Below are 26,477 nucleotides of genomic sequence, written 5' to 3' on the forward strand. Positions count from 1 at the left end.
CGAAAGAAAAATGAAAGTACTTGTTTATAGCGCCAAGGATTTTGAAATTGAAAACATCAAAGCTGTAAATGCGGATAGGCATAAGATTAGATTTGAAGCCCGTGCCTTAGACTCTACGACAGCTGTTATGGCGGCAGGCTACGATGCTATTTCCATTTTCTCAAGTGATGAAGCCTCTTTGGTGGTTCTTGAAATTTTGAAGGAGATGGGGGTCAAGTACGTTACCTTAAGATCTACTGGATATAACAACATTAGTGTTAAGTCTGCAAAGCGTTTGGGTATAAAAGTGGCCTATGCTCCCGAGTATTCCCCACATGCCATTGCTGAACATGCCATTTGTCTTTTATTGGCTCTCAATCGCAATCTAATTCGGGCCAATGACCAAGTACACAACTATAATTTTATGGTCAAGGATCTTATTGGTTTTGATCTTGAGGGCAAAACGGTTGGGGTTTTTGGTACGGGACGAATTGGTTCCATTATGGTGAAGATATTACATGCATTTGGCTGCAAGGTCTTAGGGACAGATTTGAAGAAGAATCATTTTTTGGAAAATCAATATGATTTGGAGTATGTAGAACTTGAGGAGCTTTGCAAACAGTGTGATATTGTGAGCATAAATGTGCCATTGACCTATGATACGCACCATATTTTTGACTCAAAATTGTTGGGGTCCATGAAAAAGGGAGCCCTGTTGATCAATACGGCAAGAGGAGCGATTGTAAAAACCAAGGACCTACTGGAAGTATTAAAAGATGGCCGATTGGCGGGCTACGCCACGGATGTGTACGAGAACGAAAAAGGCATATTTTTTAAAGATAACAGTGCTAGGGGCATCAAAGATGAGCAGCTGAAAGAACTCATTGCCATGACCAATGTGTTGTTGACTCCACACCAAGCTTTTGCTACTCGAGAAGCGCTTCAGCGAATTGCGGAAACAACACTCTACAATATTGATTGTTGGGAAGAGGACAGAACCTGTAAAAATGAATTGGGATTTGTAAACCCAGTGTCATAACAAGGGACTCATAAGTTTGGCACTACCTTCAATAAGTTTATTTACCCATGGCCGATTGCTAAAAGTGAGATGGTCCGTTAGTTTTTTTGACTTGGAGCAATCCATTAAAAAATCAGCCTTTAATTCTTTGCAAAGCAAAGGACTGTACAATATGGCATTGGCCTCATAATTTTGCTGCAGACTTCGATTATCAAGATTTGCCGTGCCCACGCTGGCAATGGTGTCATCAGAGATCATGACCTTGCTGTGTAGAATTCCATCAGGGTAAAGATAGATTTTGATTCCAGCTTTAAGATAGGAATCAAAATAGGCTCTAACACACCAATCCACCAATTTCATATCCGTACTTGAAGACATCAGCAGACGCACATCCACACCACTCAGGGCCGCTGTCTCTAAACTTTGGAGTATGGCATGGTTGGGAATGATATAGGGATTGGTTATGTAAAGATATTTTTTGGCCCCATTGATGATTGAAAAATAAACCTGTTCCATAATGGGGAAATCGTCATCTGGACTACTGGGCACTATTTGCATTGAAGTTGATTCCTCTGGGGTTTTTACAACGTTAAAGGAGGTAAAGTCCACTTTCTTTTTGCTAGCAAGAAACCAGTCCGAAATAAATACCCTATTGAGGTAAGAAACTGCTTCACCTTCAATTTTTAAATGGGTATCGTGCCATTTTCCCACAGAAGGGTCTCCTTTTAAATATTTGTCGGAAATGTTGATGCCTCCGGTGAAACCTATTTTGTTGTCCACTACAATTATTTTCCTATGGTTTCTATAATTCAAGGAAGACAAAAAACGTCCAAACCTGAAGGGGAGAAACTGCACTACCTCAACCCCTATTTTTTGAAGTTTACGTAGATACCTTTTGCTCAATGAATAGCTGCCAATACCATCATACAAAAGCCTGACCTGTACATTTTCTTTTACTTTCCTCTCAAATATTTCCAACAACTTCTGGGCTAGAAGGCCGTCCTCAAAGATGTAGTACTGCAGATGTATGTGTTCTTTGGCGTCTTCCAAAGCTTTGAAAATACTCTCAAAAGTATTCTTGCCATCTTTTAGGAGGGTAATCTCGTTGTGATTTGTCACCGGACATTTGGAGGTGCCTTGGATCAGTTCCACAGTTTTGGTATGATTTTCTAGAACTGGGAGGTCTTTTTGTTTGAAGTCATAGGGCAAATCTTCAAAAAAGTCATTTTGTAAAGGAAAAAGCTTGTTTTTCCTTCGATTTCTACCCAACATCAAATACAGTAAAAAACCACCAACAGGAATGGTGAAAATTGCCAATAACCACCCCAAAGTCTTACTTGGGCGTACACCATTGAGCAACAAACTGATGACCATGCTCAGTGCAATGATGATATAAACGACTATAACTGTAATGAGCAGCATCACTATTGATAATGAGGTCAATAACAAATATAGACCTACTTTATTATTGGTAATATGATGTGGCTCACCAACCCTTCAAATGGGTTTTTGTTTTTTTGATTTGAAAGGAAATCAAAAAAATAATGACTTAAGGGCTAAATGGTTAGGGAGAATACCGAAAATATAGTGATCAGATGAGAAATGTATTATTTGCAGTGTTGATGTTGTTTGGTGGTGTTCTTTCGGCCCAAACCATTGATTACAATACAAAGAAAGGATATGCTGCGAACGGCTATGATGTAGTCTCATACTTTGATAATGAACCGAGGGAGGGACAAGAAGAGTTTCGTTCCGTATTTGATGGAGTCCAATACAAGTTTAGCAACCAAGATAATTTGGACAAGTTTGAAGCTTCACCCAAAAACTATATCCCTCAATATGGTGGATATTGTGCCTACGCTATGGGAGTTTCAGGAAAAAAAGTAAGCATCAATGCTAGCACTTTTGAAATACGAGATGGCAAACTGTACCTTTTCTACAACAAGGGAAAAAACAACACCTTGGCACTATGGCTCCAGGAATCCCCTGAAAAACTGAAGGCTCAAGCGGATAAAAATTGGGAAAAAGCAATGCAACGGTAACCTATCTCGTAACTCGTAGTCCAATAGGAAAAGATAAATTTGTTATTAATAAAAACAGGCACTTCATGTGCTCAAAAAAGGGTTCAGCCTAGTAGTTGATATGACAAAACTTTCAAAAGTATGTTTCTCAGGTCTTCTCATCAGTTTTTTGGGCGCTTTGCCTTTTGGAACATTGAACCTGACAGCTTTTGACATTGCCGCATCGAGGGGATTGTTTTCTGCCGTTTGGTTTGCGTTGGCGGTGGTTTTGGTTGAACTTGTTGTAGTTCGATTGACCCTTTTTGGCAACGAAAGGCTGAATCTAAGTGGAAAGTTGTTGTACTACCTTGTTCCATTTGGAATAGTGCTGCTGCTCTACTTGGCAATATCCAATTTTATAAATATGGCCCATGTTTCAGAATTTGATTCCAAAATGGACCTATTGCCGCAATTTAGCTCAACCTTTGTTCTTGGTATTTTATTGAGTGCCTTGAACCCATTACAGATTCCTTTTTGGATGACATGGAACAAAGTTTTGGATAGTAAAGGAATTCTGGAAACTTCTAAAACCTCCTATGTGTTTTATCTAATCGGAATAGGAATTGGGACACTGTTTGGACTGGGTGTTTTTATCCTGGCCGGCAAATATATATTTACGAAGTACGCCAAATATAACATGGTCACCAATCTGTTGATGGGGTTGCTTTACCTTGGATTTTCTTTCTATCTTATGTTCTTAATGCTCAAGAAAAAACTAAACTATAAAACATCTTAAATACTATGTTCAAATCTTCCATAGATACCCTGGAGCAGTTCAAGGAAATTCTGCTTGATCTTCCGAAAGAAAGCTATGCTTCGCCATGCAAAATACTTTCAGATGCATCTATTGGACAGCATACCCGCCATATAATAGAGCTGTATCTATGTTTGATTGATGGTTATGATAAGGCTGATGTTTCCTATGATAGGCGCAACAGGGATAAAAGAATAGAACAAGAATTACCGTTTGCCATTGAACGTTTAAATTATATCCAAAAACATCTGGAACGACCTAATAAGGTCCTCAAGGTTACATACGGATTGGGAGACTCCGAGACTTGTTTAGAGTCTAATTTTTATAGAGAGGTCATGTACAATTTGGAGCATACCATCCATCACCATGCCCTTATAAAAGTTGGAATCCAGCATTTTACATCTCTTCACCTACCAGAATCTTTTGGAGTGGCCCCTTCCACTCTTCAATATCGACAAGCATGTGCACAGTAAGTTTTATTTCCAGCGGTGATAAATATTTCATTACCTCAAATAGGGATGAACATATTTCCCGTCCCTTAGCTTTTGAGCCTAAAGAGGAGGTGATCAATTCCACCAAGGTTCTCTTTCCGAAAGACCCTTTGGCCGGGGGCACATGGTTTGCAGTTAATGAAAATGGTGTGGTGACAGTTTTATTGAATGGAGCCTTTGTTCGTCATACTAGACAAAAAAGTTACTCGAAGAGTAGGGGGCTTGTTCTTTTGGATATAGTAAGTGCTTCAGACCCGGTTTCTATGTTACAGGAAATGGAACTGTACAATATTGAGCCTTTTACCCTGGTTCTTTTTGATGCCCAATTATTGGAGTTTAGATGGGATGGCAATCAAAAATATTTTAAACATTTGGACAAGACAAAGGGTTACATTTGGTCCTCCGTGACTTTGTATGAAGACCCCGTAATCACTGAAAGAGCCTCTTTGTTTGATGAATTCTTGAGATCCAACTCCAATATAGAGGCTTCCCATGTGGTGGATTTTCATTCCAACAATCATGAGGATTACGAAAATGGATTCATTATCGATAGAAAAACCGGATTACGGACCTTTAGTGTTACGCAGGCGGTTTTAGGGGAAAAAGATATCAAAATGCGACATCTGGACCTGCTGAACAACACGGAATACGAAAAGCTGTTTAATCCCCTTACTTTGACCTAAATGAACCGTTGGAGACTTAAATGGCATAAGCTTACACACTGGGAATACTGGCCCTTATGGGCTATTTATTATCCTTTGTTTCCAGTATGGCTGTACTATTCAATAAAAGCGCGTTCTTTTTTCTTTTTCAATGCTGCAAATCCTTCTATGAAGAATGGTGGAATGGCCATGGAATCAAAAATGGAAATATATAAGATGATTCCCCAACAGTTTATCCCTAAAACTATTTGGGTATCAAAAAATGACATTCCCGAAGAGGTTTTGGAAAATGTATTGGCTGCGGGCATTGGTTTTCCATTTATTGCCAAGCCAGATATTGGTATGAAAGCGTTTGGCGTGGAAAAAATCCACAGCAAGGATGCGTTTAGGGAGTATATGTTGAAGACCCCTTCGGATTTTTTGGTACAGGAACTGATACCATTTACCAAGGAAGTAGGTATTTTTTATGTACGGAAACCTGATGAGGAACATGGAAAGATAACAGGAATTGTTTCCAAACAATTTTTATCAGTAATAGGTGATGGACAAAGCTCCATTTTGGAATTGATCAAAAAGAATCCACGTAGCCATCTGCAGTTGGAAGCTTTAAAGAAGAAATTTGGATCTGACCTCAAAAGAGTTCTGGAAGAAGGAGAGGAGTTCATTTTGGTGCCTTTTGGGAGTCATACCCGAGGAGCGAAATTTGTGGATATCACTCATAAATTGAACAAGAATCTTTCGGGTACAATTGACAGTATATGTTCCAAAATGGAAGGATTTCATTATGGTCGTTTAGATGTGCTCTACAATACTCTAGAGGAGCTTTCAGAAGGTAAAAACTTCAGTGTGATTGAAATCAATGGTGCAGGAGGGGAGGCCACCCACATTTATGACCCTGAACACTCCCTGCTTTTTGCTTGGAAAGAAATCACACGACATTGGGGAATGCTCAATGAAATAAGCATACTAAATCATAAAAAAGGGCATTCTTACCTTAGTTTTAGAGATGGAAGGACTATGCTTAAAGAAAATGGAGCCCTAGAGGCTCAACTCAAAATGATTTAGAGGAAAATCAAATTCTAAGGATTGAATAAGATTTGTTGGCTTAACTGACATGAACAGCTAGAGTTTGATCTAAAGGTCTACTGGCCTGGAATTATGATTGATATCCTTTCAGTGCTTCTCTAAAAAATTGCAATACGGTAGTTTCATCGGTTTTCGAAGCCGGCATAACCGCTCCCTTGAATCCATTGTTGACCCATTTGCCATGGGAAAGGGCAGGAAAGGCCCAGGTGTTCAAGTTATCGTGCCCTCTATAACCGCTAATGTAAAAGTAAAGGTCGTCTATCATGTTATCTGGAATGGCCATTCCCAGACCAACGGATTTTCCAGAACCATCGTGCAAATGAGCGAAAGCTCCAGTATCAAAATGGTGGGGCCATATCCTAATTTCTGATTCCAGCTGCTCTTCTTTTAAAAATTGCGAAATCACGTTTTGGGCCAATGTTCGTAAACGAATCAACTCTTCTACCTCTTCTTTACTTGATAACTTGAATTCTTCTCCATCATCTAAAGAGTAGGGCAACTGGTAATGAAGATTGTACTCATAGGTTTTGTTAAGACCTGATTTTTTAGTCATCTCAGCGAGCCATTCTATAAGTTGTTGATGGGTTTTTCCATTTAAGGAAATGGATTCAGACTGAGAGGCTATCCAGTCCAGGGAAAAGGTTTTATAATTTAGGCCAAGTTGGGTTTTTGATCCATCGAAAGCCCGAGTCAACAAACTTTTTGTTTCAATGGAAAACTCTAAATTGGTATGACTGTCATCCGCTTTGTGTTCTAAAAAACTCTTTCCGGCAGCGGCCAGGTATTGGGAAGCCAGATGCAATTGTTTGATCATTTTCATAGTATCCTGGTTTAGAGTCACTTGAAAATACGAAATTTTAACGGCTTCCAAGAATCCTTTTACACAGGCTGCATCTTGCTTTTTATGGCCTTGATAATGATTGGGGCATGGATTCTGGAATTCTCAATGAACCATTTGTGGGTTTCCATACCTCCACAAATAACACCAGCCAAAAACAGACCGGGAACATTGGTTTCCATAGTGTTGGGGTCATAACTTGGCAAGCGTTTTTCATCCTGAGACAATACAATACCCAATTTCTCCAAGAAGGTGAAATTTGGCTTATAACCTGTTAGGGCCAATACAAAATCATTTTCAAGAGTGAGTTCACCATCATCAGTGTCCACTACAATTTCATTCGCTCTGATTTCTTTTACATTAGAATTATAGTAGGCTTTGATGCTCCCTTCGTCGATTCGGTTGATAATATCTGGTCGCACCCAATATTTAACCCTCTGGCCAACTTCCGGACCACGGATGATCAAAGTCACCTCTGCCCCTTTTCGCCAACATTCCAAAGCCGCATCTATGGCAGAATTACTTGCCCCGACCACCGCTAATTTTTGACTGGCGTAAAAATGCGGGTCTTTGTAATAATGGGAGACTTTGGGCAAATTTTCACCCGGAACATTGATCGTATTGGGCAAATCATAAAATCCTGTAGCAACAATAATGTTTTTTGCTAGGTAGTGGCCTTTGTCGGTTTCTACCTGAAATGATTCCCCTTGTTTATTTACTTCTGTAACCTTTTCAAAAAGATGGATGTTCAAATTATTTGAAGTGACAATTCTTCGGTAATATTCCAAAGCCTCATTACGTTTAGGTTTGGCCTCTTTGCTGATAAAGGGAATATTGTCAATTTCCAATTTTTCAGAAGAAGAGAAAAACTGCATATTGATGGGGTAGTTGAACAAGGAATTTACAATAGGTCCTTTTTCAATGATCAAGTAAGAAATCCCATTTTTTTTGGCCTCGAGGCCGCAGGCAATCCCTATAGGACCTCCCCCAATTATAACAATATCAAATTCTTGCATTATGCAATCTCTTCTTTTAACTTTTTGATGGTCTCGGTTGGATTTTCGCTTTTAAAAACAAAGCTTCCCGCTACTAAAATGTCAGCACCGGCCTCAACCAACTTTTTGGCATTGCCAGCATTGACCCCTCCATCAATTTCAATTAGTGCACCGGAATTTTTCTGTTCGATGAGGTTTTTAAGGTCTTTGACCTTGTTATAGGTGTTTTCTATAAAGGCTTGACCGCCAAATCCTGGATTTACGCTCATCAAGACCACCAAATCAATATCTGCAATGGTATCTTCCAATAGTTTAACTGAAGTATGAGGATTAAGGGCAACCCCTGCTTTCATACCTTCCATTTTAATGGCCTGTAACGTACGGTGTAAATGGGTGCAGGCCTCATAGTGAACAGAGAGGTTGTTTGCGCCCACTTCTGCGAAGGTTTTGATATACCTATCAGGGTCCACAATCATCAAGTGAACGTCCAAAAGCTTTTTGGCATGCTTTGCCATAGCTTGTATTACTGGCATTCCAAAGGAAATGTTCGGCACAAATACGCCGTCCATAACATCCAAATGAAACCAATCGGCTTCACTCTGGTTAACCATTTCTATATCTCGTTGTAAATTGGCAAAATCCGAAGCCAATAAGGAAGGGGCAACTAACTTTTTTTGCATCATTCTGTACTAACTAATGCAAAAATAAGGAATTGATCTAGCTTTAGGCCCCCTGGCAAATATTTGCTAAAGCCAATACGTAACTTTTAGCACCACCGACCTATTTTTGATGCCAGAGCCTACAGTGTCGTGGTTTTCATTAAATATCAAAAAGATATCGGACATTGGACTGTACCTCCATTGCAAACGGGAAAAAACACTGAAATTATCGCTTTGCGAATTGTACTGCATAACATTGCTCAAAAACAGTTTGTTGGAAAAGCTAATGTTTCCATTTAGGCGTATAAGATGCAAATTGTCCTGACCAAACCCTTCGGCAAGTTGAATATTGTTGTAGTCATAGGTCAGTCCAAAACTTCCCCAGGGTCGTAATCTGAACGAGCCCTGCACCATAGCACCCAATCGGGTTCCGTTAAAAAAATCACCATAGGCCAAATTGGTGTTCCAGACGAATTTCTTTCGCACGTCGGAGCTGAAGCGCAGCTCGGCCCAAGCAAAAGAATAATCTGCTGTGGGAATAGGAGTATAGTCATCTCCCAAAAGCGATGTTGGAAAAAGAAGGTCCACCTTGCGATAGCGGGCCAACAAAGTCATTCTGCTAGTGTTCCTGTATTCAAAATCGTAGCCTAAGTTGTTCTGACTTTCGTTAAAAGTGCCGTCAGAGTTCAAATACATATTGTGCCAGGTACGCAATCCATGATAATTCAGCTTTTTGTTCTCACCTTCCACAAAAGTGAGGTAACGTACCCAGGGATTGATTAAAGTATAGCCCAATCTAATGGTTTCTTCAGTTTCTGCATTGTAGTTTTCCAAACGTGGGTTTATTCCCAATTCGGTGATGTAATTTTCACCCACAACGTTGAGGGTCCACCCAGTCCTGAATCTTTTGGAGGTATAGTTTCCCTCAAAACCATAAAAATAGGTGTCATCATAATTTTCAGGAGTCAAGGAAGTGTGGTACATAAAGGTGTTGTTCAACCGGCCACTTTCTGATATATAACTGAATTCTAGTCCGGCGTTTCGCGAATATTCCAGTTCCTCGGTGTTACTGGTTGCCAGTCTATTGATGAACATTCCCTTGACCACCGATCTCTTCAGTACTTTTTGTTGAAACGCGGCTACGCTATAGTTTTGGGCAGCAAACTCATCGGTACGCCGCGTTTGGATGTTCATTACCCCTATTCTTAGGTTTGGCGAGATGTTTCCGGTCAGTCTTCCTCCAAAGTCGATAGGGATAGGCTCGCCATCCATAATACCGATTCTTCTTGAAAAGAAGGGTTTAATGTCGTAGGTTCCAAAGTTGGAGAAGATATCGTTGTTCTCCAGAAAGAAATTACGTTGTTCGGGAAGAAAAATATTGAAACGCGTAATGTTGGTGACCTGTTGGTCCACGTCAGCATTTGAAAAATCGGGGAATAAGGTGAGGTCCAGATTGAGGCTACTGGTCAAGGCAACTTTAACCTCGCCACCAAGGTCGCTGTCCAGTTGGGCCTCTTCTTGATCTGTATCCTCGTAGTCCCTTAAGGAGGAAGAGGTAACATAGGGATTTAGAATAAAGGTGCCCTTGGCTTTTTCCGGACTTTGGTCCCATTCCAGGGTTCCCATGTAGTTCATGCTAACACCGTTGAAGTTTACTGGAAACTGGGTCCATGTAGTGTAAGCATTGTTTTGTTTGTCTCCTCGGATAAAATTGACACCCCAAGAAGACTGGTTGGCATTATAGCGTAAAGTTTTAAAAGGAATAGCAATTTCTACAAGCCAAAAGTCGTGATATTGTGCGGTCTTGGATGCCCATTTATTGTCCCAGTTTTCAGAGACCCAGGTCTGTGAGCCTTCAATGGTAAGACTGCCCTCCAATTCGGCTCCGCCAGCAGTAACCCCAAACATAAACCCACTTTGTTTGGTATTTACTGGATCAAAAACAACAGAGAAATTATCGCTTCCCCAATAGTCATCATCATTGTCACGAACAAGAGATTGCACAATGCGTTCTTCTTTATCGAAACATTTAGCCAATACATAAAGATTTTGGTCGTCATAGGTCATTTTTACCTCAGTTTGATTTTGTGCTCTACCTTGGTCATTGGGCCAATGGTTGAAAAAGTTGGTAATGAGTTCGTGACCGTCCCATTCATTGTCTCCAATCACTGCATCCAACTTTACAGGGGCAACTGCCTTTTTAATATGGTACCTAAATTCAGCGCGGGTATCGCCGCCTCCATTTTGAGCAAAACCAGATGCAACTACCAGGAGTACAAGGAAAGAACAGACAATTTTCATGCGATGTTGTTTTTTGGTGATACCTAAAGAAAGTCTACTTGATATCCGTCAACAAATGCATTTTGGGAATAGATGTTCTAAGTGGGTAAATGACGTTTAGACGCTGTTTGATGCCGAAAATGGTCTGTACCGTGTCGTAAATGTTGGAACGCCAACATTGAAGTTGGATTTAAGGAATGCTTAACAAGTTAAGGGCCTTTTTGGTACTTAGATTATTGATCAGAGTGTATTTGAAGTGTCTCTAAGGCATGTGAACGGTAGTTACGTCCTATGGAAAGCTCTTTGCCATTAATTTCTACCATAATGCTATTGAAAGCAACCACTTTGTCAACAGCAACAATAAAAGACCTGTGGATTCTCAGAAACTGTTTTTTTGGAAGCTTTTCAGCTAAATATCCAATGCGTTGCGTAGTTGAAATCTGGTTTCCACCACATGTATGGATGATTACCTTGTCATTTAAACTTTCCAAATAGTTAATGTCGTTCAGATCCAATTTTAGGATCTTTCTATTGGATTTGATATACAGTATACCCGAGTCGTTTGGAATTTTCCCGGTTTGCGACTCTTTTTTCTCATTTCCTTCATTGCCAACAGAATCAGTGCCCATCAAGTACCGGTTGACCTTTGAAATAGTTTTCATGAAACGCCCCAGAGATATTGGTTTGAGCAAATAATCAATGGCATCCAATTCAAATGCTCTTATGGCAAATTCACGGTAAGCAGTTGTAAATACTACCAGGGGAAGGGTGTCAAGGGATTCCAACAATTCCATCCCATTAATTTTGGGCATTTTAATATCGAGAAAAACGACGTCAATATTCTTGTCCTGTAGATGTCCAAAAGCTTCCACAGCGTTGGCACAAACGGCTACCACTTCCAGTTGCTCTATTTGATCAGCATGTTTTACAAGAACACTCTGGGCCAGTGGTTCATCATCTACAATGATACATTTAATTTTTCTCGCCATACCTCCAATTTAAGAACTAATATCACTTAGGTCAATTTCCAGCTTCACCAAGAAGCTGTCCTCTTCTTCCAATATCTTTAATTGATGTTTTTCAGGAAAGAAGAGGTCCAAACGGCGTCTTACGTTTTTGAGTCCTATATTCTTGTCACTATCAAGCCCTTCCGTGGATTCTGAAGAAGCCTTGCTGTTTTCCACCATAAATTGAAGTTGTTGGTTTTCCAATTTAAGGTCAATATTGATCCAAGAATCGGTTATTAAATTATCTGCCCCATGTTTAAAAGCATTTTCCACAAATGGAAGCAAGATTAACGGCGGAATGTGACTTTCTTTATTGTCATCTTCAATATTGGTGGTTATGCTCAATTGATCTCCGTAGCGCAAACGTTCCAGGGCGACAAGGTTCATAAGCTGCTCCCATTCCTTTTCCACGGTAATCAAACGATCATTGCATTCATACAACATATAATCTAAAAATTTGGACAAGCCTAAGACCGCATCTGGGGTTTTTGAAGACTGTTCCAATGAAAGCGAATAAATGCTGTTTAAGGTGTTAAAAAGGAAATGAGGATGAATCTGAGCCTTTAAAAACTTTAATTCTGTTTCCACCTTTTCTTTTTCAAGTGCTTTGTTGATTTTGTCCTTCTGATAGTAAAATCGTTGCAATTTTATGGCCATGGCAACAAAAACAGGAGTATAGACCCTGAGCATGGAATTGAGAATCTTTGGAAAATACCAAAGAGGGTCCTTCCAATGTCCATCTTCATAATGAAACCACCTATACAGATATTTCCAGTTCATGTACCTGTCGATCATCGCCATACTGATAGCTAGTATGATGGTAATTACAATGTACATGCCCATTTTCTTCGGATACAGGTATTTGGGCATCAAATAGTACAGTGTGATGTAGGTAGGAATCATTTTCCAGGGTAGTAGGAATACTAATTGAAGAAATTCTTCCCAGTATTCCCCATCATAACTGCCCCAGGTCAATGTAAAAAACAGGACATAGGCCATCCAAAAGAGGAAGTGATAAAATATCCTGTTGTTGCCGTGAAGTATCCTTTCAACCATTGTATTCTCCCTAATCTAAGATATGAAAGTACGAAATAGGACATGGATTATCAGCCAACAAAAGGATATAACCTGTTTTGGGGGTTGAATGTCTATAAATTCAGGTTTTGGAAATATTGTGATTAGATACATTTCGTATTCCCGAATGTTGTTTGATTGGGTATCTTTAGAACCCGATTTAAATACGAGAACTGAGAATATGCAATTACACGGCAAGAATTATCTAGGATTTCAGGAATCTGCCCTTGGTGGAACTTCTTTTTATGGAATAGACCCGGCTAGGGGAGAAAATCTTGAAACTCCATTCACCGAAGCAACCTCTGAGGAAGTAAATAGCGCAGTTGCTATGGCTGTGGAAGCTTTTAAGGTATATAAGAATATGTCTGGAGAAGCTAAGGCCAAGTTTTTGGAAACCATTGCAGATGAGATAATGAACCTGGGAGATAGGTTGGTCCAAAGAGCTTGCGCGGAAACAGCTTTGCCAGAAGGTAGAATTATAGGCGAAAGAGGCAGAACGATGGGGCAATTAAGGCTTTTTGCCGAGCTTGTACGAGAAGGTTCGTGGGTAGATGCCAGGATTGATGAAGCCATTCCAGATAGGCAACCTTTGCCAAGAGTAGACATAAGAAGCATGTTGCGCCCCCTTGGCCCTGTGGCTGTATTTGGTGCAAGCAATTTTCCACTGGCTTTTTCGGTCGCTGGAGGAGATACCGCAAGTGCTTTGGCAGCTGGATGCCCGGTAATTGTAAAGGCCCATCCTGCGCACCCCGGAACTTCGGAGTTGGTGGCTTTTGCCATTGTTTCCGCAGCTAAGAAAACGGGAATGCCAGATGGTGTTTTTTCCATGGTCCATGGGATTTCCCACGAAGTGGGAACGCATTTGGTAAGCCATAAAGCCGTAAAGGCCGTTGGTTTTACAGGATCACTAAAAGGAGGTAGGGCATTGTTCGATATTGCCTCGAAACGAGAAGAACCCATTCCTGTTTATGCCGAAATGGGAAGTACCAATCCGGTATTTGTTTTACCAGGGGCCATGAGTGAAAGAGGAGAGGAGATAAGTAAGCAGTTGCACGGTTCTTTTACCCTGGGAGTTGGACAATTTTGTACCAATCCTGGAGTGGTTTTTATGCAAGATTCTGCAGATGTAAAAGATTTTGAAGCTAACCTTTCCAGTTTGATTTCGGCGTCTTCTTCCGAGACCATGTTGACCTCTGGGATTCATGGTGCGTTTTGCAAAGGAGTGGAAAATTTAGCTTCTCAAGAAGGGGTTGAGGTCTTGGCAAGATCCAATGAAAATGGTCAAAATCAGGGAAGAACCTGTTTGCTTTCAACCAAAGGGGAAACTTTTTTGGAAAATGCCTTTTTAGAGGAAGAAGTGTTTGGTCCTTCTACATTGCTGGTCCATACTTCTGGAGCTGATGAAACATTAAAAATTGCAAGCGGATTGCACGGGCATTTAACGGCTACGATACTTGGAACAGAAGAAGATTTACAGAATAATGTAGAGTTGATTCAAATTTTAGAGGAAAAAGTAGGAAGACTATTGATCAATGGGTTTCCTACAGGTGTTGAAGTGTGTAATGCTATGGTTCACGGAGGGCCTTACCCTGCAACTACGGATGCTAGGTCCACTTCTGTTGGGACCAAAGCAATCGAACGTTTTGTTAGGCAAACTTGCTATCAAAATTTTCCAGATTCGCTCTTACCTGATGAATTAAAAACGGATAATCCATTGAAAATCAACAGGTTGATTAATGGAGAGCAAAAAGGATGAAACGTACTGAAATAAGTGGAAGGTATATAAATGAAAAAACTCCGGTAATCAGCCGGAGTTTATTCATCAATCAAAAAACGAACAGTCATGATAAACTGTTGTAGGATTCCAAATTACAACTTTCCTGCCAAAAAAACAATTTAAGACTAATTTAACTGTAATTTGTTGGGGCTATTTAAGCGATTATCCCAAATATGTCTTTAAAATCTTACTTCTTGATGTATGCTTTAACCTACGTATTGCTTTTTCCTTAATTTGTCGAACACGTTCCCTAGTTAAATCAAAAGTTTCACCAATTTCTTCTAAGGTCATTGAATGTTGACCAGCCAGACCAAAATATAGTCGGATAACGTCCGCTTCTCTTGGAGTGAGGGTTTCCAAAGCACGCTCAATCTCAGTCCTTAAGGATTCATGAAGCAATTCCTTATCTGGATTTGGAGATTCTCCACTTCGTAAAACATCGTATAGATTGGAATCTTCCCCATCAATCAATGGCGCATCCATAGAAACATGACGACCAGAGTTTTTAAGAGATTGCTTTACATCTTCTACGGTCATGTCCAATTCCTTGGCAATTTCTTCAGCGGATGGAACCCTTTCGTGGGCTTGCTCCAAGAAAGCAAAGGTCTTGTTGATTTTATTGATAGAACCAATTTTGTTCAACGGAAGACGTACAATACGGGATTGTTCGGCCAATGCCTGAAGAATGGATTGACGAATCCACCAAACAGCATATGAGATGAACTTAAACCCTCGGGTTTCATCAAACCGCTGTGCGGCTTTGATCAATCCCAAGTTTCCTTCATTTATAAGGTCAGGTAGGGTCAATCCCTGGTTTTGATATTGTTTAGCAACAGAGACTACGAACCTAAGGTTAGCTTTGGTCAGCTTTTCCAAGGCTATTTGGTCTCCAGCTTTTATTCGTTGGGCCAATTCTACTTCTTCATCGGCAGTAATCAAATCCACTTTACCGATTTCCTGTAAATACTTGTCCAACGATGCGGTTTCCCTATTGGTAACCTGTTTTGTGATCTTTAACTGTCTCATCTAATTTTCCCTTCTTTATAATTTTAGAACCGAAGCTCATTAAATTATACGTAGGAAAACGCAAAAAGTTACAATTTGGTAAAATTTATTTGACTTTTTTTTCTTAAATACAAAACCCCGGAGGTTTTCCGGGGCTTTTTTTAAGGGTATGTAAAAGGAATGTTAGTCCCTCCTTGGCTTTCTGTCGCGATTACCTCCTCTACGGTCATTGTTTCTGCGATCTCCACCACGATCGTTTCTTGGTGGGCGCTCTTTATAACCTTCAGGTTTTGGCAACAATGCTTTTCTAGAAACCTTTTCTTTTCTGGTTCTTGGATCAAGGCCGAAGTATTTCACATCAAAAACATCGCCCATGTTCACCACATCCGAAACATTTTCGGTACGTTCCCAGGCCAATTCAGAGACGTGCAACAAGACTTCATTTCCTGGAGCTTCATTGTATTCAACAACAGCACCAAAATCAAGCATCTTAATCACTTTTACTTCGTAAACACTACCTACTTCAGGTTTGAACATCACAGCATCAATTTTGGCGATAACAGCATCAATACCATCTTGATCGGTACCTAAAATTTCAACAATACCTTCTTCCGTATCAGGATCTTCATTGATAACAATAGTGGTATTGGTCTCTTTCTGCAATTCTTGGATTACTTTTCCTCCAGAACCGATAACCGCACCAATGTATTCTCCAGGAATAATTTTGGTAACGATTTTTGGAGCATAAGACTTAACTTCAGGACGTGGAGTCTCAATAGTATCGGTCAAATGTTTCAGTATGTGCAAACGACCATCTTTGGCTTGCATCAATGCTTTTACCAAGATTTCGTAGGACAATCCCTTTACTTTAATGTCCATTTGACAGGCTGTGATACCTTCAGAAGTACCAGTAACTTTAAAGTCCATATCACCCAGGTGATCTTCATCACCCAAGATATCTGAAAGTACGGCATATTTGCCAGTTTCAGTATCGGTAATCAACCCCATGGCTATACCTGAAACAGGTTTTTTCAATTGCACCCCGGCATCCATTAGTGCCATTGTACCTGAACACACTGTGGCCATGGAAGATGATCCATTGGACTCCAGTACCTCAGAAACCACACGCACTGTATATGGACAATCGTCAGGAATCATTCCTTTTAGTGCACGTTGTGCCAAGTTTCCATGTCCAACCTCCCTACGGGATGTTCCACGGATTGGTCTTGCTTCACCTGTGGAGAAAGGAGGGAAGTTATAGTGCAAATAGAACGTTTCTTCACCTTCATAAGATGGCATGTCAATAACATTGGCTTCTCTTGATGTACCTAAAGTAACGGTCGCCAAAGCTTGAGTTTCACCTCTGGTAAAGATGGAAGAACCATGAACTGAGGGTAAATAATCGATTTCACACCAAATAGGTCTGATTTCATCGGTTTTACGTCCATCTAAACGCAATCCCTCATCTAGGGTAAGGTTACGAACGGCTTCTTTTTCGGCTTTGTAGAAATATTTTGAGACCAGGCCTCCAATTTCCTCCAATTCCTCTTCTGAAAAAGTAGCTTCAACTTCTTCCTTAATGGCTTGGAATGCCTCGCTTCGCTCATGCTTAGCAGAACCAGCTTTTGCTATGGCGTATACCTTGTCATAAGTAAGGGCATGAACCTTCTTTTGAAGTTCTTCGTCTTCAACTTCGGGATTGTATTCCCTGGTTTCTTTTTTTCCGAAGGCTTCGGCCAGTTTAAGCTGAGCTTCACACTGTACCTTAATGGCTTCATGGGCAAATTTGATGGCCTCAACCATTTCCTCTTCAGAAATTTCATCCATTTCACCCTCAACCATCATAACAGAATCTGCAGAAGCACCGATAACCATATCAATGTCTGATTCTTTTAGTTGTGCTCTTGTTGGGTTGATGATCAATTCACCATTTACACGTCCTACACGTACTTCAGAAATGGCACATTCAAACGGAAAATCTGAAAGTTGAATTGCAGCAGAAGCGGCAAGTCCGGCCATGGCATCAGGCATAACATCCTCGTCGTGCGACATCAATTGAATCATCACCTGTGTTTCGGCGTGGTAATCTTTTGGAAATAGCGGTCTCAAAACACGATCTACCAAACGCATGGTCAATACTTCACCATCACTTGGTCTTGCTTCACGTTTGAAAAAACCTCCGGGATAACGCCCAGCGGCAGCAAATTTTTCGCGATAGTCTACTGTGAGTGGTAAAAAATCGACATCGCTTTGCTTGTAATTGGAGACAACTGTACATAACAACATACATTTGCCTGACTGGACAACAACAGAACCATGGGCCTGTTTTGCCAATTTTCCGGTTTCGATAGAAATTTCCCTACCGTCACCAAGGTCTATGACCTCTTTAAAAGTTTTTGGAATCATAAAAATAGTCTTACCTGCTAAAAGTGCAGGTCGTTAAACATTTGGTCTACCGCCATCCGGACGGTCGGGTTGTGTTGTTGTTGTGTTGTGCCATGGGCACGGACCAATGAAAAACTGAATGTAGCTTTTTGTGTTTGCCCGATCTTAAGATCGGGGCTTAAGGTTGTTGGAGCTTTTCCAACTAAAACAAAGGGGAAGCCAAAGCCTCCCCTCATTTTTTATTTTCTTATACCCAACTCTTTAATAAGGGCACGGTATTTTTCAATATCCTTTTTCTTTAGGTAATCCAAAAGACTACGTCTTTTACCTACCAGTTTCACCAAAGAACGCTCGGTGTTATAATCCTTATGGTTCTTTTTTAGGTGTGTTGTTAAATGGTTGATACGGTGTGTGAACAATGCAATTTGTCCTTCCGTAGAACCGGTGTTGCTCTCAGAGCCGCCGTGTTTCTTAAAAATCTCGGCCTTTACTTCTTTGGTTAAATACATTCCAATATTTATTTAAATGATTTTTATGTATCTGATTGTCCCTCAATCAGCGTGCAAAGATAAGTCTTTTTTTAGAATGAAAAATTTTAAGAACAAATTAAACCTTTTGCTCTGCTTCAGGTCTTAGAGACAAACCCATATAAATACAATCATTATGAAAAAGAGTCTCAAACAAATGAAACTAGTGACCCCAATGCTTGCCGCAATGGCATTTTTGACCATCGTTTCCTGTAGTAAGGATGAAAGCACTACTGAAGAACTGTCGAGTACAGAAGTAATTTCCGCTGCGGAACTTAAATACAGTGATGAAACTGAAATGATATCGGAAGAAGTGACCGCCATTGCCGAAGATGTTTATGCGACCGAAGAAATTGCGCTGACTTCTAAAAATTATGATTCGGATTACCTTCCCGATTGTGTAACCATTACTAAAGTAATCACAAACACTACCAAGGATGTTACCATAGATTTTGGGGAAGGATGTGAAATGCCCAATGGGAATGTCCTTGCGGGAATTATCAATTTGAACTATGCTTTGGATATGGAGGCTGTATCAAAAACTATTGATCTCACCTTGGAGAACTTCAGCTTTAATGGTGTGTCCGTTGAAGGTTCTGCGGATATTTTGCGTGTTCGCTCCAATGAAAATGGAAACCCCCAAGGAACTTCCAATGCTTCTTTTACCGCCACATGGCCAGAGGGGGATACGGCTTCATTCACCGGGACCCGCACCCGCGAGTGGATTGAGGGCTATGGAACAGGATTTTGGGGAGATAATGTGTTTTTGATCACTGGTAAAAGGACCTATACTGGTAGGCTGGGCAATGTTTTTGTGAAGGAAGTAATAACTCCATTAAGAAGGGAACTGTCCTGCAGGTTTATTGTCAGTGGCGTTTTGGAAATCTCCAGAAACGATAATACAGTAAGTTTGGATTTTGGTGATGGGGACTGTGATGCAACGGGGACATTGACTTATCCTGATGGTTCTGAAGAAGAAATCTTTTTAAGGCGATTTTTGAAATAACGATTTGGACGCCTAAAAGAAAAGCCTGCATTTGCAGGCTTTTTTTATGATCTTACCGGTTGATTGGTAATCAAATCGATATATAGGTTGATTTTCTTTTTTAAGTCCCTTCTATGGGAGATGAAATCCAGAAAACCATGTTCTTTAACAAATTCTGCCGTTTGGAAGCCATCAGGCAAATCTTTTCCAGTGGTATCCTTAACTACCCTTGGACCTGCAAAACCAATTAGAGCGCCGGGCTCTGAAATATTGATATCGCCCAACATGGCATAGGATGCTGTTGTTCCGCCGGTAGTGGGGTCCGTACATAAAGAAATGTAAGGCACTTTGGCTTCGGCCAATTGGGCCAATTTAGCTGAGGTCTTTGCCAACTGCATTAGCGAAAGTGCAGCTTCCATCATTCGAGCTCCTCCGGATTTGGAAATCATCAAAAATGGAATCTTTTTCTTTTTGGCATAGTCAATGGCCCTTGAGATTTTTTCTCCAACAACACTTCCCATGGAACCACCTATAAAGCTGAAATCCATACAGGCAATGACCAAATCCTTGCCTTGAGATTTGCCAACTGCAGTTCTAACGGCATCTTTTAGTCCGGTTTTCTGCTGGGCCGCTTTTAATCTTTCAGAATATTTTTTGGTGTCCACAAACTTCAAAGGATCCTTGGCGTACAATTTTTCATCCAATTCCCTAAACTTATTGTCATCAAAAAGGATTTCAAAATATTCCTTGCTCCCAATTCTTACGTGGTAATCATCTTCTGGACTTACATAGAAGTTTTTGGCCAGATCCTCTGATTCCACAATTTTTCCGGTAGGGGATTTGTACCATAACCCCTTGGGAGTGTCCTTTTTCTCTTCTGTAGCGGTCTGTATTCCCTTTTCCTTTCTTTTAAACCAAGACGACATGCAATCAAAATTAAGTTAAACTAAAGACCTACAGTGTATTTATGTTGTTCAAATCCTCAAAGGCTTTTTTCAATCTTTCCACAAAGGTTTTTTCTCCCTCTCGGAGCCAAACTCGTGGATCATAGAATTTTTTGTTGGGTTGGTCATCTCCTTCAGGATTCCCGATTTGAGCTTTCAGGTATTCTGATTTTTCACCCACATAATCTCTTACCCCGGTAAGAAACGCATATTGAAGGTCTGTATCGATGTTCATTTTAATGACCCCATAACCAATGGCCTCTCTTATTTCCTCAACAGTAGAGCCTGATCCTCCATGGAAAACAAAATCGATATGATTGTGCCCTACACCATATTTTTCGGTGATGAATTCTTGAGAGTTCTTCAAAATCTTTGGTGTAAGCTTTACATTTCCCGGTTTGTACACTCCGTGAACATTACCGAAAGCAGCAGCGATAGTAAATCTATGGCTTACTTTGGAAAGCTCCTCATAGGCATACGCTACCTCTTCTGGTTGGGTATACAACTTAGAATCATCTACATCTGTATTGTCCACACCATCTTCTTCACCTCCAGTGATTCCAAGTTCAATCTCCAAGGTCATGCCCATTTTGCTCATTCTTTCCAAATAACCCTTGCAGATTTCAATGTTTTCTTCAATTGGCTCCTCTGAAAGGTCGATCATGTGTGAGCTGAAAAGTGGCTTTCCTGTAGCTGCAAAATGCTCTTCGCTAGCATCTAAGAGACCATCTATCCATGGTAATAATTTTTTGGCACAGTGGTCGGTATGCAAAATTACGGTGGCACCATAAGCTTCAGCTAGTTGATGTACGTGTTTTGCTCCGGCAACCCCTCCCAAAATAGCTGCACGTTGGTTTTCATTGGAAAGTCCTTTTCCTGCATTGAACTGAGCTCCTCCATTTGAAAACTGTATGATTACAGGGGAGTTTAGGGAGGCTGCAGTTTCCATTACTGAATTAATGGTGTTGGAACCAATTACGTTAACGGCTGGTAGTGCGTAACCCTTTTCTTTTGCGTGTTCAAATATAGCTTGAACCTCATCTCCGGTGGCAACGCCAGGCTTAATATTGTGGGACATACTTAGTTGGTTTCGGATTAAATTAAGCCACAAAAGTAATAAATTATTTACTCTAGAAGGGATAATTGATTCCTATATTAAATACCGCATTTCTAAGATTGTATCCCTTAAACCATCGATCACTTCCTTCTTCGGCAGGGTTGTAGGTCTTGAACCCTACATCTAACCTAAAAACAAAGTAGGTAAAGTCGTAACGAAGCCCCAAACCAGTACCTAGGGCAATATCAGCTAACGAGTTAAAACCTGTGAAAATGGCATCTGGATTGTCCTCACTATCAAAAACATTCCAGATGTTCCCTGCATCTGCAAAAAGTGCACCTTTTACATCTCCAGCAATAGGAAATCTATATTCCAAGTTAAAAGCCAGTTTTAGATTAGCTTCGTTAAAATCGTTGATGTTGTCGGTTCTTCCCGGCCCCAATTCATAAGCATTCCATGCTCTATTATCATTAGATCCCCCAGCAAAGTAACTGCGAACAAATGGGATGCTTTCCGAGTTTCCGTAGGGTACGGCCATGCCCATAAAACTTCGAAAGGCTATAACACTGGAATTTCCAATTTCCCAGTGTCTGATAAAATCAAATTCTGTTTTGAAATATTGTGAAAAAGGAACCCCGAACACCAACAGTTGGTCATCGTCATTTTTATTGTAGGGAACTACAGATTCTAGCAAGGAAAGCAGGTTTCCAGCACTTTCCAGTTTAATTCTATACTGGAAAAAATCATTGTCATTGATGTCCGTCTTGCTGTTTTTGGAAAGGGTATAATTGGTGGCAAAAATCAGGTTGTTTTCAGTAAGACGATCTCTTCGTTCCTCAATACTCCTTACAATGGAAAGTGTATCAGAACTTACGGCAATCTGATTGTCCAAAATGGCCTGTGCAAAACTGTTTGCACCTTCGGGGATAGATAGGCGCAAAGGATCTACTATACTTTCAGTTTCTTCATAAAAAGAAGCATATTGGGGGTCATCCTGAAATTCATCCGCAATATCGTCCAAGCTTCTGTAGGTGTTTTGGTAAACGTTATAAAAATTATCGGGATTAACATTTCTAACAAACTCCACATTCAATAGTTCCACATTGTTTTTCACACTTATCGTGGGAGACCAGTTATAAGACAGAACGGTGTTAAGTGATATTTTATCAAGACCGATATTTTTTTGAAAATTGGTACCTACCAAGAATCTACTTTGAGGAAGCATATAATAGGGTATGATCTTCTCTGTGTTCAAGGGGAACCATATCCTCGGAAAGGTTATATTGACATCACCACCAATTTCTGAAGTAAAGGTTTCATTGGACAAGGAGGCATCGCTCAAAAGGCCAATAGATGTCCTAGCAGAGACATTTAGGGTCTCGGCGCCACCAAATACATTTCTGGTTATTACAGTGGCACTGAGTGCAGTCCCAACTTGTTGAATGTTGGAGTGGGTTACATCCAAATCCAGATTCAAGGAGAACTTAGGTCTTGGCGCCAGATAGATGTTTGAAATCAGCTGAGCTTGGGTAGTATCGGGAATAAATTCTACGTTGGGGTATTTAAATGTGTTGAGGTTGGTAATTTGACGATAGGTTCTAATCCTGTCCAAATCCCTATAAATACTATCTTTTTCAAAGAAAATGGCATCGGTAAGTGCCTTGGGACGATATTTTAATTCGTTGTTGTAGTAAATGGTATAATTCTCATAGTCCACGGACTTAAGGGAATCTAAACTACCACCAATCAAGTAGTCGGCATAAATGTTTACTTTTTTAAATCGATGTACCCGATATTCACTATCAATGGCAGTAGTGTCCGCACTTCTTGGTTGTTGAATGTTGAGTTGAACATCCATCAACTGGTCGTTGGCTACTTCCGAGGTATCCCTAAGAATATCGTAGTTAATGGAACTTTCCTGGAAGTTATAAACTCCTGAATTCCTAAAAAGACTGGTCAAACGCTCTCTTTCCAGATTGAATTTGGCCAAATCGAACTGATCTCCAGCTTTCACGAGTGATTGCTCTGCAGTTTTGTCGTAAATGGAATCCAATTGAACGGAATTAATGTTTTTTTGTACCGTATCAATCATAAAAGGCTTTTTGAGCGCAACATGATATTCTACTTCGGCTCTCTTCTTTCTTTTACTGTTGACTACTTGAAACGACCCTGAATTATTGAAATAACCTTTACTGCTATAAAAGGCCTCCAGTCGATCTACACTTTTTTGGGCCAGTGTGGTATCAATTATCGCGGGAGGTTCTCCTATCCTTTTCAGAAATGCACTTGCTCCGCTGACCACAAAAGACTCCTTTAAACGTGTCACTTGTTTTTTAGAAAGGAAATTGTTCAATCTTTTTTCCCTTTTTTCTTTTCTGTGCAACCAATTTTGAAAGGAGGAATCAGGGTTTTCCTTGGCAAGATTGTAAAGGTTCAGGCGAAGCGGATAGCCCAAAACACTACTGTTGGGCTTTTGTACAATTAAATTTTTGATATCGCTGTCGGTGATTTTCTCCTCATCGGCATAAATGCTGTTCTTGGTCAACAACAATTCATCATCACCAACTTTTTTTAGGGTGTTGCAACTTGTCATGGCCAACATAAGCAACATTAATCCTATTTTTGCCCAATTGCACAATAGACTGAAAGAACCCCTCATAGACGCCAAAAATACACGATTTAGATGGTTACGAAAAACCAAATTAAACTAGTTACAAGCCTACAGCAAAAAAAGTACCGAACTAAGCATAAGCTGTTTGTTGTTGAGGGAAAAAAGTCGGTTAGGGAGCTTTTGGAGGCAGGGTGCAAAGTTTTTGGGTTGTTTTCTGATAAACCTCAAGAAGTCCACGATTTTCCCAATGTGGAGGCCGTTTCGGCATCCGACATGAAGCAAATGAGCAGTCAGTCCAGCCCTAGTGGAATCTTGGGGGTCTTTCATATTCCAGAATCAGAAAAAATTGTAACAAAAGATTGGGTTGTGGCCTTGGACTCTGTTAGAGATCCGGGAAATCTGGGTACGATCATACGATTATGTGATTGGTTTGGTATTGAGCACCTTCTTTGTTCTTTGGATACCGTGGATTGCTACAATCCCAAGGTGCTTCAGGCCACTATGGGTTCTATTGCCAGGGTGAATGTGGTTTACACGGATTTGCAAGAGCACCTCAAAAATTCAGGGGCACCTATTTATGGGGCTTTTATGGATGGGGATGTGGTCTACGGTAAAAAATTGCCAGAGGCTGGGATTTTGGTTATGGGAAATGAAGCCAATGGAATTTCCAAAGAAATAGAGGCATTGGTGTCTGAACGAATTGCTATACCTCAATTTGGACCCGAAACTGCTGAAAGTTTAAATGTGGCCACGGCTACGGCCATTCTTCTCAATGAGGTGAGAAGGGATTGACAAATCTTACTCGAAAGTAAGATTGATAAAGAACCCTCTTGTACGCATGGCATCAATGTTTCCTGTCCATGGACTATTGGGGTCATCGTCAGGGACCAATTCATCGGTCAGTGCAAATACCCCTCTAATGGAAGGAGAAAATTTGAAGTATTCGGTATAAATGTCTATTCCAAAACCAAGTTCGTAACCATAGACATTTTGTTTCATCCTGAATTCCCCGCTGCTATTGTCGTCCAAGCTATCTTCTTTACTCCCTAGGTTCATGGATGTGTAGACCCCACCAACTACAAAAGGTTTCCAATTGCCAAATCTCTTGGCGCTGGCCTTGATGAGTAATGGAAATCTAATATAGGTTGATTTTACTTCCCTTATGGCATCAACCTGAGTAGTAAATCCTGGAAAACCTAAGGTTCGGGCGGTGTAGAGCAATCCTGGCTCAAAACGGGCATCCAAAAATTCGTTGATACGCATTTCACCAATTAGCCCAACATTGAACCCAAAGCTTTTGTCTACCAAAATGTCCTGTCCAACATCATTTTTATACTCAAACTGAAAATCATATTGGTTAAAACCCAGATAATACCCCCAGTTCAAGAACTTTTTATCTTCATTTTGGAGATTGAGAATAGGGTCCTTTCTAAATTGGGCCAGGGAACTTGTGCTGGTAAGGAGTGCCAGCATGGTGAACAAAAGAATGTTTTTCATCAAATTATTTTGTAGCGACATATATAGATGCCACCCCAAATGTCTGGGGTTTGTTCTCTATACCTATAAACCCAATTTTGCCCAAAATATTGTTGAATTCCTGACCATGTGGAAAAACGGAAGCAGATTCGCTTAGGTAGGTATATGCGGAACGGTCTTTGGAAAATATTTTTCCAATTACCGGAAGTACATATTTGGTGTAGAAACGATATCCCTGTTTAAAGGGAGTTTTTTGTGGAACGGAAGTCTCTAGAATGACCAAGGTACCTGATGATTTTAAAACTCTATGGATTTCTTGCAGGCCTTTTTCCAGATTTTCAAAATTACGTACTCCAAAGGCAACAGTAACAGCATCAAAAGTGTTGTCTTTAAAAGGCAGGTTTTCACTGTCGCCCACTACCATTTTAATATGATGGTCCAGCTTTTTCTCCTGAATTTTGGATTTTCCAACTTCCAACATTTTTGGAGAAATATCCAGTCCAACTATGTTTTTAGCCCCGGTTTGTACCATGGCAATGGCCAAATCACCTGTTCCGGTTGCAATGTCCAAAATGTTCTCGGGTTGTTTTTTCTTAAGGATGGAGACCACACGTTTCCGCCATTTTATGTCAATTCCAAAGGAAATGACCCTGTTGAGACCATCATAATTGTTCGATATGTTATCAAACATTTGCTTAACCTGGTCCTTTTTTCCCAGGTCGGAATCTTTGTATGGCTTTACTTTTTCGGACATTAATGAAATTTGCAGGCAAATATACAATTTGGGATAGGGAAGGGGTACAAAAA

General features: G+C 40.4%; 24 protein-coding genes. 9 read left to right on the forward strand and 15 right to left on the reverse strand.

The window, feature by feature from the left end; all coding sequences use genetic code 11:
- Positions 1 to 10: 10 nt before the first annotated feature.
- The gene (locus DX873_RS16080; protein WP_116185517.1) at positions 11 to 1,018 is read left to right on the forward strand and encodes a 2-hydroxyacid dehydrogenase; all 1,008 of its coding nucleotides are present in this window, start codon (positions 11 to 13) and stop codon (positions 1,016 to 1,018) included.
- Here DX873_RS16080 and cls read toward each other — a convergent pair.
- Positions 1,013 to 2,419 carry a cardiolipin synthase gene (gene cls / locus DX873_RS16085; protein WP_116185518.1) on the reverse strand — a complete coding sequence of 469 codons (1,407 nt, stop codon included), beginning with the start codon at positions 2,417 to 2,419 and terminating at the stop codon, positions 1,013 to 1,015. The two genes, DX873_RS16080 and cls, sit on opposite strands and share 6 nt — an antisense overlap.
- Positions 2,420 to 2,592: 173 nt before the next feature.
- Between cls and DX873_RS16090 the strand changes: the two genes are divergently transcribed.
- The 5 genes from DX873_RS16090 (at position 2,593) to DX873_RS16110 (ending at position 6,029) form a co-directional block, all read left to right on the forward strand.
- Positions 2,593 to 3,039 (forward strand): YHS domain-containing (seleno)protein, encoded by a 447-nt coding sequence (locus tag DX873_RS16090; RefSeq protein ID WP_116185519.1) that lies wholly within the window; start codon positions 2,593 to 2,595, stop codon positions 3,037 to 3,039.
- Between the two features lie 100 nt (positions 3,040 to 3,139).
- Entirely contained in the window at positions 3,140 to 3,793 is a 654-nt protein-coding gene (locus DX873_RS16095) for a LysE family transporter (RefSeq protein WP_147296680.1), read from the forward strand.
- Between the two features lie 5 nt (positions 3,794 to 3,798).
- Complete coding sequence (locus tag DX873_RS16100; protein ID WP_116185521.1) at positions 3,799 to 4,284, forward strand: DinB family protein; 486 nt, start codon at positions 3,799 to 3,801, stop codon at positions 4,282 to 4,284.
- A complete protein-coding gene (locus DX873_RS16105; RefSeq protein ID WP_116185522.1) occupies positions 4,272 to 4,985 on the forward strand; it encodes an NRDE family protein in 714 nt (237 codons plus the stop codon). The genes DX873_RS16100 and DX873_RS16105 overlap by 13 nt, the downstream gene beginning before the upstream one ends.
- Complete coding sequence (locus DX873_RS16110; RefSeq protein ID WP_116185523.1) at positions 4,986 to 6,029, forward strand: ATP-grasp domain-containing protein; 1,044 nt, start codon at positions 4,986 to 4,988, stop codon at positions 6,027 to 6,029.
- A gap of 91 nt (positions 6,030 to 6,120) precedes the next feature.
- Here the strand turns inward: DX873_RS16110 and DX873_RS16115 are convergent, their stop codons facing one another.
- The 6 genes from DX873_RS16115 to DX873_RS16140 form a co-directional block, all read right to left on the reverse strand.
- Entirely contained in the window at positions 6,121 to 6,870 is a 750-nt protein-coding gene (locus DX873_RS16115; protein ID WP_116185524.1) for a hypothetical protein, read from the reverse strand.
- Between the two features lie 59 nt (positions 6,871 to 6,929).
- Positions 6,930 to 7,904 carry a YpdA family putative bacillithiol disulfide reductase gene (locus DX873_RS16120; RefSeq protein ID WP_116185525.1) on the reverse strand — a complete coding sequence of 325 codons (975 nt, stop codon included), beginning with the start codon at positions 7,902 to 7,904 and terminating at the stop codon, positions 6,930 to 6,932.
- Positions 7,904 to 8,563, reverse strand: a complete 660-nt coding sequence (gene rpe / locus DX873_RS16125; RefSeq protein ID WP_116185654.1) for a ribulose-phosphate 3-epimerase — start codon at positions 8,561 to 8,563, stop codon at positions 7,904 to 7,906. The genes DX873_RS16120 and rpe overlap by 1 nt, the downstream gene beginning before the upstream one ends.
- A gap of 66 nt (positions 8,564 to 8,629) precedes the next feature.
- Positions 8,630 to 10,843 carry a DUF5916 domain-containing protein gene (locus tag DX873_RS16130; RefSeq protein ID WP_116185526.1) on the reverse strand — a complete coding sequence of 738 codons (2,214 nt, stop codon included), beginning with the start codon at positions 10,841 to 10,843 and terminating at the stop codon, positions 8,630 to 8,632.
- Between the two features lie 212 nt (positions 10,844 to 11,055).
- Positions 11,056 to 11,811: a LytR/AlgR family response regulator transcription factor gene (locus DX873_RS16135; RefSeq protein ID WP_116185527.1), complete on the reverse strand. Its 756-nt coding sequence runs from the start codon at positions 11,809 to 11,811 to the stop codon at positions 11,056 to 11,058.
- Positions 11,812 to 11,820: 9 nt separating this feature from the next.
- Positions 11,821 to 12,885: a sensor histidine kinase gene (locus tag DX873_RS16140; RefSeq protein WP_116185528.1), complete on the reverse strand. Its 1,065-nt coding sequence runs from the start codon at positions 12,883 to 12,885 to the stop codon at positions 11,821 to 11,823.
- Positions 12,886 to 13,084: 199 nt separating this feature from the next.
- Between DX873_RS16140 and DX873_RS16145 the strand changes: the two genes are divergently transcribed.
- On the forward strand, positions 13,085 to 14,659 hold the full coding sequence (locus DX873_RS16145) for an aldehyde dehydrogenase (NADP(+)) (protein WP_116185655.1): 1,575 nt from the start codon (positions 13,085 to 13,087) through the stop codon (positions 14,657 to 14,659).
- 183 nt (positions 14,660 to 14,842) lie between these two features.
- Here the strand turns inward: DX873_RS16145 and DX873_RS16150 are convergent, their stop codons facing one another.
- From DX873_RS16150 to rpsO, 3 genes are all read right to left on the reverse strand, one after another.
- On the reverse strand, positions 14,843 to 15,706 hold the full coding sequence (locus DX873_RS16150; protein WP_073180565.1) for a sigma-70 family RNA polymerase sigma factor: 864 nt from the start codon (positions 15,704 to 15,706) through the stop codon (positions 14,843 to 14,845).
- A 162-nt stretch (positions 15,707 to 15,868) separates the two neighbouring features.
- Positions 15,869 to 18,091: a polyribonucleotide nucleotidyltransferase gene (locus DX873_RS16155; RefSeq protein WP_116185529.1), complete on the reverse strand. Its 2,223-nt coding sequence runs from the start codon at positions 18,089 to 18,091 to the stop codon at positions 15,869 to 15,871.
- A 218-nt stretch (positions 18,092 to 18,309) separates the two neighbouring features.
- A complete protein-coding gene (gene rpsO / locus DX873_RS16160; protein WP_116185530.1) occupies positions 18,310 to 18,579 on the reverse strand; it encodes a 30S ribosomal protein S15 in 270 nt (89 codons plus the stop codon).
- Positions 18,580 to 18,733: 154 nt separating this feature from the next.
- Here rpsO and DX873_RS16165 point away from each other — a divergent pair, with 154 nt between their 5' ends.
- Positions 18,734 to 19,603, forward strand: a complete 870-nt coding sequence (locus DX873_RS16165) for a hypothetical protein (RefSeq protein WP_116185531.1) — start codon at positions 18,734 to 18,736, stop codon at positions 19,601 to 19,603.
- Positions 19,604 to 19,647: 44 nt separating this feature from the next.
- Here the strand turns inward: DX873_RS16165 and accD are convergent, their stop codons facing one another.
- The 3 genes from accD to tamL are packed head-to-tail and all read right to left on the reverse strand — an operon-like array spanning position 19,648 to position 24,194.
- On the reverse strand, positions 19,648 to 20,508 hold the full coding sequence (gene accD, locus DX873_RS16170; RefSeq protein ID WP_116185532.1) for an acetyl-CoA carboxylase, carboxyltransferase subunit beta: 861 nt from the start codon (positions 20,506 to 20,508) through the stop codon (positions 19,648 to 19,650).
- A 28-nt stretch (positions 20,509 to 20,536) separates the two neighbouring features.
- Complete coding sequence (gene fbaA, locus DX873_RS16175) at positions 20,537 to 21,604, reverse strand: class II fructose-bisphosphate aldolase (RefSeq protein WP_116185533.1); 1,068 nt, start codon at positions 21,602 to 21,604, stop codon at positions 20,537 to 20,539.
- Positions 21,605 to 21,656: 52 nt separating this feature from the next.
- Positions 21,657 to 24,194 (reverse strand): translocation and assembly module lipoprotein TamL, encoded by a 2,538-nt coding sequence (tamL, locus tag DX873_RS16180; RefSeq protein WP_232520961.1) that lies wholly within the window; start codon positions 24,192 to 24,194, stop codon positions 21,657 to 21,659.
- 72 nt (positions 24,195 to 24,266) lie between these two features.
- Here tamL and DX873_RS16185 point away from each other — a divergent pair, with 72 nt between their 5' ends.
- Positions 24,267 to 24,986 (forward strand): TrmH family RNA methyltransferase, encoded by a 720-nt coding sequence (locus DX873_RS16185; RefSeq protein ID WP_116185535.1) that lies wholly within the window; start codon positions 24,267 to 24,269, stop codon positions 24,984 to 24,986.
- Positions 24,987 to 24,992: 6 nt separating this feature from the next.
- On the opposite strand, the gene porT is transcribed toward DX873_RS16185, so the two are convergent.
- Both porT and ubiE read right to left on the reverse strand, forming a co-directional pair.
- Positions 24,993 to 25,691, reverse strand: coding sequence for a type IX secretion/gliding motility protein PorT/SprT (porT, locus tag DX873_RS16190; protein ID WP_116185656.1), 699 nt, complete (start codon positions 25,689 to 25,691; stop codon positions 24,993 to 24,995).
- Positions 25,692 to 25,695: 4 nt separating this feature from the next.
- Entirely contained in the window at positions 25,696 to 26,424 is a 729-nt protein-coding gene (gene ubiE / locus DX873_RS16195) for a bifunctional demethylmenaquinone methyltransferase/2-methoxy-6-polyprenyl-1,4-benzoquinol methylase UbiE (RefSeq protein ID WP_116185536.1), read from the reverse strand.
- Between the last annotated feature and the right edge of the window lie 53 nt (positions 26,425 to 26,477).

Source organism: Flagellimonas nanhaiensis, from assembly GCF_003382275.1.
GTDB classification, from domain to species: Bacteria; Bacteroidota; Bacteroidia; order Flavobacteriales; family Flavobacteriaceae; genus Flagellimonas; species Flagellimonas nanhaiensis.

Coding starts and splice junctions, on each gene's coding strand:
- DX873_RS16080 (WP_116185517.1), top strand. CDS start 11: ATGAAAGTACTTGTTTATAGCGCCAAGGATTTTGAAATTGAAAACATC.
- cls (WP_116185518.1), bottom strand. CDS start 2,419: ATGCTGCTCATTACAGTTATAGTCGTTTATATCATCATTGCACTGAGC.
- DX873_RS16090 (WP_116185519.1), top strand. CDS start 2,593: ATGAGAAATGTATTATTTGCAGTGTTGATGTTGTTTGGTGGTGTTCTT.
- DX873_RS16095 (WP_147296680.1), top strand. CDS start 3,140: ATGACAAAACTTTCAAAAGTATGTTTCTCAGGTCTTCTCATCAGTTTT.
- DX873_RS16100 (WP_116185521.1), top strand. CDS start 3,799: ATGTTCAAATCTTCCATAGATACCCTGGAGCAGTTCAAGGAAATTCTG.
- DX873_RS16105 (WP_116185522.1), top strand. CDS start 4,272: ATGTGCACAGTAAGTTTTATTTCCAGCGGTGATAAATATTTCATTACC.
- DX873_RS16110 (WP_116185523.1), top strand. CDS start 4,986: ATGAACCGTTGGAGACTTAAATGGCATAAGCTTACACACTGGGAATAC.
- DX873_RS16115 (WP_116185524.1), bottom strand. CDS start 6,870: ATGAAAATGATCAAACAATTGCATCTGGCTTCCCAATACCTGGCCGCT.
- DX873_RS16120 (WP_116185525.1), bottom strand. CDS start 7,904: ATGCAAGAATTTGATATTGTTATAATTGGGGGAGGTCCTATAGGGATT.
- rpe (WP_116185654.1), bottom strand. CDS start 8,563: ATGCAAAAAAAGTTAGTTGCCCCTTCCTTATTGGCTTCGGATTTTGCC.
- DX873_RS16130 (WP_116185526.1), bottom strand. CDS start 10,843: ATGAAAATTGTCTGTTCTTTCCTTGTACTCCTGGTAGTTGCATCTGGT.
- DX873_RS16135 (WP_116185527.1), bottom strand. CDS start 11,811: ATGGCGAGAAAAATTAAATGTATCATTGTAGATGATGAACCACTGGCC.
- DX873_RS16140 (WP_116185528.1), bottom strand. CDS start 12,885: ATGGTTGAAAGGATACTTCACGGCAACAACAGGATATTTTATCACTTC.
- DX873_RS16145 (WP_116185655.1), top strand. CDS start 13,085: ATGCAATTACACGGCAAGAATTATCTAGGATTTCAGGAATCTGCCCTT.
- DX873_RS16150 (WP_073180565.1), bottom strand. CDS start 15,706: ATGAGACAGTTAAAGATCACAAAACAGGTTACCAATAGGGAAACCGCA.
- DX873_RS16155 (WP_116185529.1), bottom strand. CDS start 18,091: ATGATTCCAAAAACTTTTAAAGAGGTCATAGACCTTGGTGACGGTAGG.
- rpsO (WP_116185530.1), bottom strand. CDS start 18,579: ATGTATTTAACCAAAGAAGTAAAGGCCGAGATTTTTAAGAAACACGGC.
- DX873_RS16165 (WP_116185531.1), top strand. CDS start 18,734: ATGAAAAAGAGTCTCAAACAAATGAAACTAGTGACCCCAATGCTTGCC.
- accD (WP_116185532.1), bottom strand. CDS start 20,508: ATGTCGTCTTGGTTTAAAAGAAAGGAAAAGGGAATACAGACCGCTACA.
- fbaA (WP_116185533.1), bottom strand. CDS start 21,604: ATGTCCCACAATATTAAGCCTGGCGTTGCCACCGGAGATGAGGTTCAA.
- tamL (WP_232520961.1), bottom strand. CDS start 24,194: ATGTTGCTTATGTTGGCCATGACAAGTTGCAACACCCTAAAAAAAGTT.
- DX873_RS16185 (WP_116185535.1), top strand. CDS start 24,267: ATGGTTACGAAAAACCAAATTAAACTAGTTACAAGCCTACAGCAAAAA.
- porT (WP_116185656.1), bottom strand. CDS start 25,691: ATGAAAAACATTCTTTTGTTCACCATGCTGGCACTCCTTACCAGCACA.
- ubiE (WP_116185536.1), bottom strand. CDS start 26,424: ATGTCCGAAAAAGTAAAGCCATACAAAGATTCCGACCTGGGAAAAAAG.